The 12,517-nt window shown below is 64.2% G+C and carries 14 protein-coding genes; 3 read left to right on the top strand and 11 right to left on the bottom strand.

The features are described 5' to 3' along the window. Positions 1-34: 34 nt before the first annotated feature. On the top strand, positions 35-520 hold the full coding sequence (locus DSD28_RS01175) for a peroxiredoxin (RefSeq protein ID WP_119254525.1): 486 nt from the start codon (positions 35-37) through the stop codon (positions 518-520). A 78-nt stretch (positions 521-598) separates the two neighbouring features. Here the strand turns inward: DSD28_RS01175 and rnhA are convergent, their stop codons facing one another. The 11 genes from rnhA to coxB form a co-directional block, all read right to left on the bottom strand. Beyond that, the gene (gene rnhA, locus DSD28_RS01170) at positions 599-1,045 is read right to left on the bottom strand and encodes a ribonuclease HI (RefSeq protein WP_119254524.1); all 447 of its coding nucleotides are present in this window, start codon (positions 1,043-1,045) and stop codon (positions 599-601) included. Continuing rightward, the gene (locus DSD28_RS01165; RefSeq protein ID WP_119254523.1) at positions 1,042-2,007 is read right to left on the bottom strand and encodes a homoserine kinase; all 966 of its coding nucleotides are present in this window, start codon (positions 2,005-2,007) and stop codon (positions 1,042-1,044) included. Before DSD28_RS01165 ends, rnhA begins: the two co-directional genes overlap by 4 nt. 243 nt (positions 2,008-2,250) lie before the next feature. Beyond that, positions 2,251-3,258: a 4-hydroxy-3-methylbut-2-enyl diphosphate reductase gene (ispH, locus tag DSD28_RS01160; protein ID WP_119254522.1), complete on the bottom strand. Its 1,008-nt coding sequence runs from the start codon at positions 3,256-3,258 to the stop codon at positions 2,251-2,253. A gap of 88 nt (positions 3,259-3,346) precedes the next feature. Beyond that, positions 3,347-4,075 (bottom strand): SURF1 family protein, encoded by a 729-nt coding sequence (locus tag DSD28_RS01155; protein WP_245424723.1) that lies wholly within the window; start codon positions 4,073-4,075, stop codon positions 3,347-3,349. Positions 4,076-4,100: 25 nt separating this feature from the next. Continuing rightward, positions 4,101-4,484, bottom strand: a complete 384-nt coding sequence (locus DSD28_RS01150; RefSeq protein WP_119254520.1) for a DUF983 domain-containing protein — start codon at positions 4,482-4,484, stop codon at positions 4,101-4,103. A gap of 154 nt (positions 4,485-4,638) precedes the next feature. After that, positions 4,639-5,517, bottom strand: a complete 879-nt coding sequence (locus DSD28_RS01145; RefSeq protein WP_119254519.1) for a cytochrome c oxidase subunit 3 — start codon at positions 5,515-5,517, stop codon at positions 4,639-4,641. 59 nt (positions 5,518-5,576) lie between these two features. Next, complete coding sequence (locus DSD28_RS01140; protein ID WP_119254518.1) at positions 5,577-6,182, bottom strand: cytochrome c oxidase assembly protein; 606 nt, start codon at positions 6,180-6,182, stop codon at positions 5,577-5,579. 2 nt (positions 6,183-6,184) lie between these two features. Further along, complete coding sequence (locus DSD28_RS01135; RefSeq protein ID WP_119254517.1) at positions 6,185-6,325, bottom strand: hypothetical protein; 141 nt, start codon at positions 6,323-6,325, stop codon at positions 6,185-6,187. After that, complete coding sequence (locus tag DSD28_RS01130) at positions 6,325-7,269, bottom strand: heme o synthase (RefSeq protein WP_119254516.1); 945 nt, start codon at positions 7,267-7,269, stop codon at positions 6,325-6,327. Before DSD28_RS01130 ends, DSD28_RS01135 begins: the two co-directional genes overlap by 1 nt. 257 nt (positions 7,270-7,526) lie before the next feature. Further along, a complete protein-coding gene (gene ctaD / locus DSD28_RS01125; RefSeq protein ID WP_119254515.1) occupies positions 7,527-9,194 on the bottom strand; it encodes a cytochrome c oxidase subunit I in 1,668 nt (555 codons plus the stop codon). Between the two features lie 18 nt (positions 9,195-9,212). Continuing rightward, positions 9,213-10,097 (bottom strand): cytochrome c oxidase subunit II, encoded by an 885-nt coding sequence (gene coxB, locus DSD28_RS01120; RefSeq protein WP_119254514.1) that lies wholly within the window; start codon positions 10,095-10,097, stop codon positions 9,213-9,215. A 392-nt stretch (positions 10,098-10,489) separates the two neighbouring features. Between coxB and DSD28_RS01115 the strand changes: the two genes are divergently transcribed. Further along, positions 10,490-11,020, top strand: coding sequence for an invasion associated locus B family protein (locus DSD28_RS01115; RefSeq protein WP_119254513.1), 531 nt, complete (start codon positions 10,490-10,492; stop codon positions 11,018-11,020). A gap of 78 nt (positions 11,021-11,098) precedes the next feature. Next, complete coding sequence (tldD, locus tag DSD28_RS01110) at positions 11,099-12,514, top strand: metalloprotease TldD (RefSeq protein WP_119254512.1); 1,416 nt, start codon at positions 11,099-11,101, stop codon at positions 12,512-12,514. The last annotated feature ends 3 nt before the right edge of the window (positions 12,515-12,517 follow it).

Genomic DNA, 12,517 nt, shown 5'->3' with positions numbered 1-12,517 from the left:
GCAAGCCATTTTGCCACCAGACAGGAGAGACGCCGTGACCATTGCCGTTGGAGACAAGCTGCCCGACCTCAAGCTGAAGGAACGCACGCCGGACGGCCCCGCCGACATCTCGACGGACGAGCTGTTCAAGGGCAGGCGCGTCGTGCTCTTCGCCGTACCCGGCGCCTTCACGCCCACCTGCTCGCTGAACCACCTGCCGGGCTACCTGGAAAACCGCGACGCGATCCTTTCCAAGGGCGTGGACGACATCGCCGTCGTCGCCGTCAACGACCACCACGTCATGGGCGCCTGGGCGACCTCCACGGGCGGCGCGGGCAAGCTGCGCTTCCTCGCCGACTGGGACGCCGCCTTCACCAAGGCGCTCGGCATGGACATCGACCTTTCCGCCGGCACGCTGGGCGTGCGCTCCAAGCGCTATTCCATGCTCGTCGAGGACGGCGTGGTGAAGGCGCTCAATGTCGAGGAAAGCCCCGGCCAGGCGACGGTTTCCGGTGCGGCAGCGATGATCGAGCAGCTTTGATGAGGCAGTAGGCAGTAGGCAGTAGGCAGTAGGCAGTAGAGGGAACATTCCTTCCTTCTGTTTCCTACTGCCTATTTCCTAACTCCTACTGCCTTTGAACGGCGCCATGCCCTTACGCGCCAGCTCATCAGCGCGTTCGTTCTCCGGGTGACCGGCATGACCCTTGACCCAGTGCCATTCGACCTTGTGGCGCAGCCGCGCCTCGTCGAGCGCCTGCCAGAGGTCGCCGTTCTTCACGGGCTTCTTGTCGGCGGTCTTCCAGCCGTTCTTCTTCCAGCCGAAGATCCACTTCGAAATGCCGTCCATGACGTATTTCGAGTCCGTGTAGAGATCGACCTCGCACGGGCTCTTCAGCGCGGAAAGCGCGCTCATCGCCGCCATCAGCTCCATGCGGTTGTTCGTCGTCGCCGCCTCGCCGCCGGACATTTCCTTCTCGACCTCGCCATAGCGCAGCACCGCGCCCCAGCCGCCGGGGCCGGGATTGCCCGAGCAGGCGCCGTCCGTGAAGATATCGACATGTTTCATCGGGAAAGCCCGTATTCGCGGGCGTCAAGCACCTGGCGGTGAAAGCGCAGCCGGCGCAGGTATTCGAGCGGGTCCTTCTTGACGACCAGCGCGCCGGGCGGCGTCATCAGCCAGTCGTAGAGCCGCGTCAGGAAGAAGCGGATGGCCGAGCCGCGGGCCAGCAGCGGCAGGGCGGCCACCTCGGCGTCGGACAGCGGGCGCACGCTCTCGTAGCCTTCCAGCAGCGCCATGCCCTTGGTGAGGTTGAACGAACCATCCTTCTCGAAGCACCAGGCATTGAGGCAGGTGGCGACGTCATAGGCGAGAATGTCGTTGCAGGCGAAGTAGAAGTCGATCAGGCCGGAAAGCTCGTCGCCGATGAAGAAGACGTTGTCCTGGAAGAGGTCGGCATGGATGACGCCCGTCGGCAGGTCCTTCGGCCAGCGTGCTTCCAGGAGATCGAGTTCGCCAGGAATCTCGTCCCGCAGCCCCGTTTCCACCTCGTCCGCGCGGTCGGCGGACTTGTCCCAGAGCGGCCGCCAGCCATCGACGGAAAGCGCATTCCGCCGGGTGAGCTCGAAGCCCTCGCCGGCAAGGTGCATCTGCGCCAGCGCGCGGCCGACCTCCCGGCAATGCTTGGCCGCCGGCTTGCGCAGCCACATGCCTTCGAGGAAGGAGATGACGGCGGCGGGGCGGCCTGAAAGCTCGCCGAGCAACGCGCCATCGCTACGCGGCAGGGGCAGCGGGCAGGACAGGCCCCTTTCCGCCAGATGGTGCATCAGGCCGAGGAAGAACGGCAGGTCGCCCGGATCGACGCGCTTCTCGTAGAGCGTCAGGATGAGGGCGCCCTTCGTGGTGTGCAGCAGGAAGTTGGAATTCTCAACGCCCTCAGCGATGCCCTTGTAGGAGAGCAGCGTGCCTGCGTCATAGGCGGCGAGGAAACGGGAGAGATCGTCTTCGGTGATATCAGTATAGACGGCCACGGCGGGTCTCAGGCTTGATGGGTGGGGTCGATCGGATAAGTGGTCGGTGCGGCGCGCTGCCCCTCACCTGCCTGCCGGCATCCTCTCCCCGCAAGCGGGGCGAGGAGCGATGGGCTCACAGGTTCCCTTCCAACCGCAAAGTGGGAAGAAGGGAACGGAAGACGGCCCGGATTTCCCCTTCTCCCCGCTTGCGGGGAGAAGGTCCCGGCAGGGGGATGAGGGGTGCAAGAGTGGTTCACAGTCTCACTCGCCATTGACAAACGCCATGTCGGCCGAGGTCAGCTCGATGCTGCGCAGTTCACGGTTCACGAGGAAGTGCTCGTTCTCCTCGACCGTGTCGGCGAGTTCCACCACCGCGTTGTAACGCGCGCGAAAGGCCTCGATGATCTCGTTGACGATGACCTCCGGGGCGGAAGCGCCGGCCGAGAGACCGACGGTGCGGATGTCGCCGATAGTCTCCCAGTCGATCTCGGAGGCGCGCTGGACGAGCACGGATTTCGCCGCCCCGGCTCTCAGCGCCACTTCGACGAGGCGCTTGGAATTGGAGGAGTTCGGCGCGCCGACAATGAGGAAGAGGTCGCAGCCGGGCGCAGCCTGCTTGACGGCCTCCTGCCGGTTGGTGGTGGCATAGCAGATGGAATCGGCGGCGGGGGCCGTGAGGTTCGGGAAGCGCTCATGCAGGCGCTTGATGACGCCGGCCGTGTCGTCCACCGAGAGCGTCGTCTGGGTGACGAAGCCGAGATTGTCGGGGTCCGGCGGCACGTATCTGTCGGCGTCCTCCACGGTCTCGACCAGCGAGACGGAGCCCTCCGGCAATTGCCCCATCGTGCCGATGACCTCCGGGTGGCCGGCATGGCCGATCAACACGACATGGCGGCCGAGGCGCTGGTGGCGCATCGCCTGCTTGTGGACCTTGGAGACGAGCGGGCAGGTCGCGTCGAGATAGAAGAGGTTGCGCGCCTCGGCATCGGCGGGGACCGATTTCGGCACGCCATGGGCGGAAAAGACGACGGGCTGCTGGCGGTGCTCTTCCGGAATCTCGTCGAGTTCCTCGACGAAGATCGCGCCCTTGGCTTCCAGCCCCTCCACGACATAGCGGTTGTGCACGATCTCGTGGCGCACATAGACCGGTGCGCCATAGGCCTTCAGCGCCAGCACGACGATCTGGATGGCGCGGTCGACGCCCGCGCAGAAGCCGCGCGGGCCGCACAGCCTGATGGTCAAGTCCGGTCGGTTTTCAATCATGCTCATCGGTTATCCGGAAATGGGACGGGGCCTTGCGCCCATATAGGCCGTCCCAGGCCGCCGCGCCAAGGGAAAACAGCTTCAGGCGGCACTTTCAGGGCGCCGGATCGCCCTTCCGGCGAAACAGGGCATAGAGCGCCACGCCCACCAGCGCTGCGGCCAGACCGTACCAGGTGACGGCATATTGCAGGTGGTTGTTCGGCAGGTCGAACTGGGTGACGCCGCCGATCGGCAGGCCCTTCGGGTTCGGCGCATCGCCCGCATCGACGAAGAAGGGCACCAGCCTGTCCGCGGCAATGCCGGTGCTCGATGCCATGGCATCGAGGTCCTTCCAGTAGAAGATGTTCTTGGCAATATCATTGTCCGGCACGATGGAGGACGGCTTTTCGGCAAGGCGGGCACGGGCAAGGCCGGTGACGGTCTGCTCGCCGGTAAGCTGGCCCTGCTTGCGCATTTCCGGCTCCTTCGCCTCGTAGGGCACGAAACCGCGGTTGACGAAGAGGAAGCGGCCGTCGGCAAGCTGCAGCGGCGTATAGATGTAATAGCCCGTCTGGCCATGCCAGGTGGCGAAGAAATGGCGCTCCCGGTTGTTGGCGAAGACGCCGGAGACGGTGACCGGACGGTATTCGATATCCTCGCCCCTTGCCGCCATCGCCTCGATATCGGCAAGCGGCACGGGGGCGGCAACGCGGCGCTCGGCGATATCGGCGAGCAGCGCTTCCTTCCAGTAAAGCCGCTGGACCTGCCAGGTACCGAGCGAAAGCAGGATGGCGAGCGCGACGAAGAAGGCGATCCATGTCACGACCGTCTTGGCCCTGCCCATGCGCGGCGCGCGGCCTGCCGGCACCTCAGCCACGGTCGATCTCGCCCGGCCGCGCATTGTTGCGGTATTGCAGGGTGATCAGCAGGCCCTTGAGGATGCGCGTCAGCCAGAGGCCGAGGCCGATGACGAGCGGGATCCAGAGCAGGAAATGCACCCAGAGCGGCGGGTTGTAGTTGACCTCCATCCAGAGCGCAGCGCCCACCACGACGAAGCCGACGATGAGCAGCACGAAGACGACCGGGCCGTCGCCCGAGTCGGCGAAGGAATAGTCGAGCCCGCAATTGGTGCAGGCCGGCCGGACCTTCAGCAGCCCGTCGAAGAGCTTGCCCTCGCCACAGCGCGGGCAGCGGCCACGCGCCCCGGCGCTGAAGGGATCGATGGGCGGATAGAGTGCCTTGTCTTCGTCCATGGTGAAATTCCGTTTCGTAGACCGATCGCGTGAAGGCCGGCACCACCTATAATCGCCACCACCCGCCCCGTCCAATCGAAAGCCCGCGACAAAGGTGCCTGAAAGAGAAACGGCCGCATCGCTGCGGCCGTTCGTGTCGTTGCGTTTCGTCAGCTCAGCCGTGGGCGAGCGGGGCGCCCCAGCCACCCCAGATGTAGATGGAGAAGAACAGGAAGAGCCAGACGACGTCGACGAAGTGCCAGTACCAGGCGGCCGCCTCGAAGCCGAAGTGCTGCTTCGGCGTGAAGTCGCCGCGCATGGCGCGGATGAGGCAGACGATCAGGAAGATCGTGCCGACCAGGACGTGGAAGCCGTGGAAGCCGGTCGCCATGAAGAAGGTCGCGCCGTAGATCGAGTCCTTGAAGGCGAAGGGCGCGTGGGCATATTCGTAGGCCTGCACGGCAGAGAACAGCACGCCGAGGGCGACCGTCAGCGCAAGGCCGTTGACGAGACCCTTGCGGTCGTTGTGCAGCAGCGCATGGTGCGCCCAGGTCACGCAGGTGCCCGACAGCAGCAGGATGATGGTGTTGTAGAGCGGCAGGTGCCAGGGATCGAGGACCTCGATGCCCTTCGGCGGCCAGACGCCGCCGGTATAGGCGGTGCGGGCGGCCTGGATCGGCTCGCCGGGGAAGAGGCTGGCGTCGAAGAAGACCCAGAACCAGGCGACGAAGAACATCACTTCCGAAGCGATGAACATGATCATGCCGTAGCGCAGGTGCAGCGAGACGACGCGGGTATGGTGGCCCTCATGCGCTTCCTTCACCGTGTCCGCCCACCAGCCGTACATGGTGTAGAGCGTGATCAGCAAGCCGATGAAGAAGACCCACGGCGTGGCGAGGTCCATGCCGAACATGTGGAAGGCGCCGCCCGACAGGTAACGCATGTAGGCGATGCCGCCGAAAGCCATGACGAAGGCGCCGATGGAGGCGAGCAGCGGCCACGGGCTCGGGTCGATGATGTGGTAGTCGTGTTTCTTCTGATGCGCATCGGCCATGTGACTTATCCCCGAATGTATCGCGTTCCGTTCCCGGCATAGCCGGAAACGCATATATTTCAAAGCTTGTTCGCGTTGTCCGCCTTCACGTCCACAGCCGAAACCACCGGTTTCGACGCCTCTCGCGGATAGAAGGTATAGGACAGCGTGATCGTGTGGACGCCCTTCGTCTCAACCGGACCGACGATCTCGGGATCGACGAAGAAGACGACGGGCATTTCCATTTCCTCTCCCGGCTTCAGCGTCGTCTCGGTGAAGCAGAAGCACTGGACCTTGTTGAAGTAGGCGCCGGTCGCCTCTGGCGTGACGTTGAACGTCGCCTGGCCGGTCGTCGCCTTGGAGCTGTTGTTGCGGGCCTTGTAGAGAATCTGCACGGTCTCGCCGATCCTGATCTCGACCTCGCGCTGCACCGGCTCGAAGGTCCAGGGCAGGCCCGGGCCGACATTGGCGTCGAAGCGCACCTTGATCTTCTTGTCGAGGATGACGTCGGACGCCTGCTCGACGCGCTGCGTCGTGCCGCCGTAGCCCGTCACCTTGCAGAACATCTCGTAGAGTGGCACGGCGGCATAGGCCGCACCGACCATGCCGATGACGAAGGAACAGCAGATGGCGACGATGGCGCCATTGCCCAGCCTGCTCTTTTCGGTCTTCTTCATCTCGCTCATGCTCAGCCCACCATTCCGCCGCCGAATTTCACCAGCGTGACGATGTAGAACAGCACGACGAGGCCCAGGAGCACCGCGCCGAGCGCGATGTTACGGCCGCGACGGGCCTTCTTCTGGCTTTCCGTGAGAGTTACCGTTTCCATTACAATACCCATCCGAACGAGGCGATCAGGTGGTCGAGCATCAGCCCGGAGAAGACCGCGAACAAGTAGACGATGGAGAAGGCGAAGAGCTTCTTGGCCGGAACCATCGCGCGGTCGCCCTCCGGCATGCGCAACACGCCGACAGAATACCATACGAAGCCGAGGCCGAGGGCTGCGGCAAAGAGACCATAGCCGAGGCTCGCGAAACCGAGGACGCTCGGCACGACCGCGATGGCGGCGGTCAGCACCGCATAGACGAGAATCTGGACCTTCGTGGTGGCCTCGCCGGCAACATTCGGCAGCATCGGCACGCCGACGGCGTCGTAGTCGCGCATCTTGAACAGCGCAAGCGCCCAGAAATGCGCCGGAGTCCACAGGAAAGTGATGAGGAAGAGGACGACGCTCTCGATGGAGACGCCGCCGGTGACACAGGCCCAGCCGATCATCGGCGGAAAGGCGCCGGCCGCGCCGCCGATGACGATGTTCTGCGGCGTCGAGCGCTTCAGCCACATCGTGTAGATGACGGCGTAGAAGAAGATGGTGAAGGCGAGCAGGCCCGCCGAAAGCCAGTTGACCACGAGGCCGAGAATGGCGACCGAGAAGGCCGAGAGCGTCAGGCCGAAGGCGAGCGCCTCTTCCGGGCGGATACGGCCCGAGGGAATGGGACGCTTGGCGGTGCGGGTCATGACCGCATCGATATCCGCGTCGTACCACATGTTGAGGGCACCGGAAGCACCGGCGCCCACGGCAATACAGAGGATCGCTATCGCGCCGATGAACGGATTGATCGTGCCGGGCGCAACCACGAGGCCGGCAAGAGCGGTGAAGACGACCAGCGACATGACGCGCGGCTTCAGCAGTTCGAAGAAATCGCGCGGGGACGCTTCGGAGAGGTAGACCTCGCCGCCGCCCGGGATCGTTTCGTGATGCTCGATGACCGCCATGTTCTTTCCGTCTCGTTCCGTTGTCCGCAAGAGCGCTGGCCTGCCGGCCCTCCCTCTCTGTCGTCATCCTCGGGCTTGACCTGAGGATCCACCCCCACGGCAGGCCGGAGAGGTGGCATGGATCCCCGGGTCAAGCCCGAGGATGACGGAGTGTGGGGTGCCGGTTGCTGCCAAACGACCCGCCGATCTCCGTCGGCATTCGCATGTTCTGCCAGTCTTGAGGCCGCCGTCGCCGGCGGCCTCGATCTTGCAAGACCTTACTTGATCTTCGGGAGCTGTTCCCACTGGTGGAAGGGCGGCGGCGAAGAGAGCTGCCATTCCAGCGTGTTGGCACCCTCGCCCCACGGATTGTCGCCGGCGACGCGCTTCTTGGCGAAGGCTTCGAAGACACCGAAGAGGAAGATCAGGACGCCGACGCCTGCGATATACGAGCCGTAGGACGACACCGCGTTCCAGCCGGCGAAGGCATCCGGGTAGTCGATGTAGCGGCGCGGCATGCCGGCAAGGCCGAGGAAGTGCTGCGGGAAGAAGATCAGGTTCACGCCGATGAACATGACCCAGAAGTGCAGCTTGCCGATGAACTCGGAATACATGTAGCCGGTCATCTTCGGGAACCAGTAGTACCAGGCCGCGAAGATGGCGAAGACGGCGCCGAGCGACAGGACGTAGTGGAAGTGGGCAACCACATAGTAGGTGTCGTGCAGGGCGCGGTCGAGGCCGGCGTTTGCAAGCTGGACGCCCGTGACGCCGCCGACGGTGAACAGGAAGATGAAGCCGATCGCCCAGACCATCGGGGTCGTGAAGCGGATCGAGCCGCCCCACATCGTCGCGATCCACGAGAAGATCTTCACGCCCGTCGGAACCGCGATGACCATCGTGGCGAAGACGAAGTAGCGCTGCGTGTCGAGCGACATGCCGACCGTGTACATGTGGTGCGCCCACACGATGAAGCCGACGGCGCCGATGGCGACCATGGCATAGGCCATGCCGAGGTAACCGAAGATCGGCTTGCGCGAGAAGGTGGACACGATGTGGCTGACAATGCCGAAGCCGGGCAGGATCAGGATGTACACTTCCGGGTGACCGAAGAACCAGAACAGGTGCTGGAAGAGGATCGGGTCACCGCCGTTTTCCGGCGCGAAGAAGGCCGTGCCGAAGTTGCGGTCCGTCAGCAGCATGGTGATGCCGCCTGCCAGAACCGGCAGCGAGAGCAGAAGCAGGAAGGCGGTGATCAGAACCGACCAGGCGAAGAGCGGCATCTTGTGCAGCGTCATGCCCGGAGCGCGCATGTTGAGGATCGTCGTGATGAAGTTGATCGCGCCGAGGATCGAGGACGCGCCGGCGATGTGCAGGCCGAGGATCACGAAGTCCATGGCCGGCCCGGGCTGGCCCGTTGTCGAGAATGGCGGATAGACCGTCCAGCCACCGCCGGAACCGTAGGCACCGGCCGGGCCTTCGACGAACATCGAGAGCAGCACCAGCAGGAAGGCCGGGACGATCAGCCAGAACGAGATGTTGTTCATGCGCGGGAACGCCATGTCCGGCGCGCCGATCATGATCGGAACCATCCAGTTGGCGAAGCCGCCGATCAGCGCCGGCATGACCATGAAGAAGATCATGATGAGCGCGTGCGCGGTCGTGAAGACGTTGAACATGTGCTTGCCGCCATCGATGGCAGCATCGCCCTCGAAGCCGTAGACCATCTGCGCCAGACCGTGGAAGATCTGGATGCCCGGCTCCTGCAGTTCCATGCGCATGAAGATCGACAGCGTGCCGCCGATGAGGCCGGCGATGATCGCGAAGATCAGGTAGAGGGTGCCGATGTCCTTGTGGTTGGTCGACAGGAACCAACGCTGGAAGAAGCTAAGCGGCTTGTGTTCGTGGTGATCGTGGTGATCGCCGTGGGCAGCGGATGTTCCGGCCATGGTCTCAACTCCCTAGAATTACTGCGCGGCGTTTTCGGCGACGGTGACGGACTTGGCCGCACCATCGACAGACGCCATCAGGGCCTTGTTTGCATCGCCGACATTCGTCGCGGCGGCGGCAAGCCAGGTATCGAACTTTTCCTGCGAGACGACGCGGATGGCGATCGGCATGAACGCGTGGTCCTTGCCGCAGAGCTCGGAACACTGGCCGTAGAACAGGCCTTCACGATCGGCCTTGAACCAGGTCTCGTTGAGACGGCCCGGAACGGCGTCGATCTTGATACCGAAGGACGGCATGGCGAAGGCATGGATCACGTCGGCGGCGGTGACGAGAAGACGGACATGCTTGCCGACCGGGACGACGAGCTCGTTGTCGACGGTCAGGAGGCGCGGATAGACCGCCTTGTCTTCCTTGCCGGCGGCGGCGCGGTCGGCGTCGGCCATCAGCAGGCTGTCGAAGGAAAGCGGATTGTCGCCCGTCTGGTACTCGTAGCCCCAGTACCACTGATAGCCGGTGGCCTTGATGGTCATTTCCGGCTCTTCCGTCGGAGCGAGCTGCTTGGTCAGAAGCTGGAAGGAAGGAACGGCGAGGAACAGGAGAACGATGACCGGACCGAGCGTCCAGACAACTTCGATCGCCGTGTTGTGGCTGGTCTTGGACGGGACGGGATTCGCGCTTTCGCGGAATTTCACGACGATGAGGACGAGGAGAAACAGAACGAACAGGGTGATCGGGACGATGAACCAGAGTGTGTACTGCTCGAACCAGCGAACCTCTTCCATGATCGAGGTCGCGGCGGGCTGAAGACCCTTCTGCCACGGCATCGGCTGGTCAGCGAAGGCGGTCGAAGCAAAGAGCAGACAGCCGATGGCGGCCAGAACTGCAAAAGCTTTGTTTTTCACAACGTATCTCCCCAAGGCGTTTGATTGGGATCAAACAGACGCGCAGAATCCCTGCTATACTGAGTGCTTAAAATCATAGTTTCATGCTCGCCGCAACAGCCATGGGGGACACCCCGTGCGGCATTTTTGCGCAAAAGCAAAAGCCCAGGGCGACTCCCCACAGTTTCTTCATAATTCCCTATAGCATGAAAGGTTTGGCCGCGGCGAGCCGAAGCGCCCTGCCCGCCTGCCGCGCACCGCAGTCCACGCGGGTTATATATAAAGTATCGTCGTCCCGCCTGTTCGCCGTCCAATTTCCGCCTTCAATCAATCGGAAATGAGCGGCCGGGGCTTTTCATTTCCCCGCCGCCTATTCAAAGATACCGCGATTGATTCGAGATTCCGAGGTTTTCATGGGTTTTGCTTCCCTTTCCCGGCTGTCCCGGGCGGCACTTGGAGCTGCCGTTCTGGGGCTCGGCGCCGCAGCGCTCCCGTCCCTTGCGGCGGCCCAGCAGCCCGGCACGGTGAAATCGAACCATGGCGCCTGGTCGATCGTCTGCGATCAGCCGGCCGGCGCCTCCGGTGAACAATGCGCCCTGATGCAGAACGTGCTTGCCGAGGACCGGCCCGAGCTCGGCCTCTCGGTCGTCGTGCTCAAGACCGCTGACCGCAAGGCGAAAATCCTGCGCGTGCTCGCCCCGCTCGGCGTCCTGCTGCCGAACGGCCTCGGCCTCAATGTCGACGGCAAGGATATCGGCCGCGCCTATTTCGTGCGCTGCTTCTCCGACGGCTGCTATGCCGAAGTCGTGCTGGAGGACGAGCTCCTGAAGACCTTCCGCTCCGGCGCGACGGCCACCTTCATCGTCTTCCAGTCGCCGGAAGAGGGCATCGGCATCCCCGTCGACCTCAAGGGTTTCGGCGAAGGCTACGACGCGCTGCCGTAAGAGGCGCACCGGCGGGCTTGCCGCCCGCCGCCGGGGAACTTACATGAACCCCGTATTCAAGAGCCTGCGGAGCCGCCCATGAACACCGACCTTCTTTCCCTCTTCGATGCCGACGAGGCGTCCGTTCAGGCGGTGCTGCGGGAGACGCTGAAAGGAGCGGACGACGGCGAACTGTTCCTCGAACATGCGCAGGCCGAATCGCTCTCCTTCGATAATGGCCGCCTGAAGGGCGGCAGCTTCAACACGGACCAGGGATTTGGCCTGCGCGCCGTCGCGGGCGAGGCGGTCGGTTATGCCCATTCGGGCGAGATGACGCTTTCGGCGCTGAAGCGCGCGGCGGATGCGGCCGGCGCAGTGACGCGCGGCTTTTCCGGCGACTATGCCGACGCGCCCGTCGGCACCAATCGCCGGCTCTATACGGAAGACAATCCGATCGGTTCGCCGACCTTCGAGCAGAAGGTGGCGCTTCTGACCGAGATCGACGCCTATCTGCGCGGCAAGGACCCGAAGGTGCGGCAGGTGACGGCCTCCATCGCCGCGAGTTGGCAGGTCGTCAATATCCTGCGCGCCGACGGCCACCGCGTCACGGACGTCCGCCCGATGACCCGCGTCAACATTTCCGTCGTCGTCGGCGAGGGTGACCGGCAGGAGACAGGCGGCTACGGCATCGGCGGGCGCACGACCTTCGACGCCTTCCTCACCGGCGAAAGCTGGCGCGCGGGCGCCGACGAGGCGCTGCGCCAGGCGCTCGTCAATCTCGAGGCCGTCGAGGCGCCGGCGGGCACGATGGACGTTGTGCTTTCCAACGGCTGGCCGGGCGTCATGCTGCACGAGGCCGTCGGCCACGGGCTGGAGGGCGACTTCAACCGCAAGAAGACCTCGGCTTTTGCCGGGCTGATGGGCGAGCAGGTCGCCGCAAAGGGCGTCACCGTCGTCGACGACGGCACCATCGACAACCGCCGCGGCTCGATCACCATCGACGACGAGGGCACGCCCTCGGCCTATAACGTGCTGATCGAGGACGGCAGGCTGGTCGGCTACATGCAGGACCGGCAGAACGCCCGCCTGATGGGCATGAAGGCGACCGGCAACGGCCGCCGCCAGGGCTATGCCTACCGCCCGATGCCGCGCATGACGAACACCTACATGCTCTCCGGCGACAGGACGCCGGAGGAGATCATCGCCTCGGTGAAGAACGGCCTCTATGCCGTCTCCTTCGGCGGCGGGCAGGTGGACATCACTTCGGGCAAGTTCGTCTTCGGCTGCACCGAGGCCTATCTCATCGAGAACGGCAAGGTGACGGCGCCGGTCAAGGGCGCCATGCTGATCGGCAACGGGCCGGACGCCATGCGCCGCGTCTCGATGATCGGCAACGACACGAAGCTCGACACCGGCATCGGCAATTGCGGCAAGGCCGGTCAGTGGGTGCCGGTCGGCGTCGGCCAGCCGCATCTCAGGATGGACCAGATCACCGTCGGCGGCACGAAGGCCTGATTT

Origin of the sequence: Shinella zoogloeoides (genome assembly GCF_003574625.1) — a bacterium.
GTDB classification, from domain to species: domain Bacteria; phylum Pseudomonadota; class Alphaproteobacteria; order Rhizobiales; family Rhizobiaceae; genus Shinella; species Shinella zoogloeoides_A.
Note: the sequence above shows the minus strand (reverse complement) of the source record. Positions and strands in the feature narration are given on the sequence as shown.

Bases quoted from the DNA above. Each gene is read 5' to 3' on its own strand.
- rnhA (WP_119254524.1), bottom strand. From the start codon at position 1,045: ATGAAACATGTCGATATCTTCACGGACGGCGCCTGCTCGGGCAATCCC.
- ispH (WP_119254522.1), bottom strand. From the start codon at position 3,258: ATGAGCATGATTGAAAACCGACCGGACTTGACCATCAGGCTGTGCGGC.
- DSD28_RS01155 (WP_245424723.1), bottom strand. From the start codon at position 4,075: ATGGGCAGGGCCAAGACGGTCGTGACATGGATCGCCTTCTTCGTCGCG.
- DSD28_RS01150 (WP_119254520.1), bottom strand. From the start codon at position 4,484: ATGGACGAAGACAAGGCACTCTATCCGCCCATCGATCCCTTCAGCGCC.
- DSD28_RS01145 (WP_119254519.1), bottom strand. From the start codon at position 5,517: ATGGCCGATGCGCATCAGAAGAAACACGACTACCACATCATCGACCCG.
- DSD28_RS01140 (WP_119254518.1), bottom strand. From the start codon at position 6,182: ATGAGCGAGATGAAGAAGACCGAAAAGAGCAGGCTGGGCAATGGCGCC.
- DSD28_RS01135 (WP_119254517.1), bottom strand. From the start codon at position 6,325: ATGGAAACGGTAACTCTCACGGAAAGCCAGAAGAAGGCCCGTCGCGGC.
- DSD28_RS01130 (WP_119254516.1), bottom strand. From the start codon at position 7,269: ATGGCGGTCATCGAGCATCACGAAACGATCCCGGGCGGCGGCGAGGTC.
- ctaD (WP_119254515.1), bottom strand. From the start codon at position 9,194: ATGGCCGGAACATCCGCTGCCCACGGCGATCACCACGATCACCACGAA.
- DSD28_RS01115 (WP_119254513.1), top strand. From the start codon at position 10,490: ATGGGTTTTGCTTCCCTTTCCCGGCTGTCCCGGGCGGCACTTGGAGCT.
- tldD (WP_119254512.1), top strand. From the start codon at position 11,099: ATGAACACCGACCTTCTTTCCCTCTTCGATGCCGACGAGGCGTCCGTT.